Below are 349 nucleotides of genomic sequence, written 5' to 3'. Positions count from 1 at the left end.
AATAGGCATAAAGCTCTCCAGTAATTATTGTTTGAAAGGGTTTGTGCACTTGAAATACTACGCAAAGTAAGAGGACAAGGCTTGACTTGCTGAACCAAGTTGTTGACGATTTGTATCAATCCTTTTGATGAGAGAAGCGTATTGAGTCAAGGTGTCGCGACTGAAGAATTAAAATCTGAGCTAAGCGTTCAGGCCGTCACTTATCGCGCGTTATTCCTTCGCTTGATCGATAATGGTTACTCCGAATCCCTCTTACAATCTCGTTATGGGCTTTCCCTTTCTTACTTAGACGCTGAAGAAAATAGAGTTCCATTAGATCGCTATTATGCGCTTTGGCGTGATGCGGTAT

1 protein-coding gene is annotated in these 349 nt (G+C 41.8%); it reads left to right on the top strand.

All coding sequences use genetic code 11. From position 1 onward, the window contains the following. Positions 1 to 141: 141 nt before the first annotated feature. Positions 142 to 349, top strand: a 208-nt coding sequence (locus A3762_RS06160) for a hypothetical protein (protein WP_156493288.1), incomplete at its 3' end; no start/stop codon positions are given.

This window comes from Oleiphilus sp. HI0125, from assembly GCF_001635355.1.
This window is presented reverse-complemented; position numbering and strand designations above follow the sequence as displayed.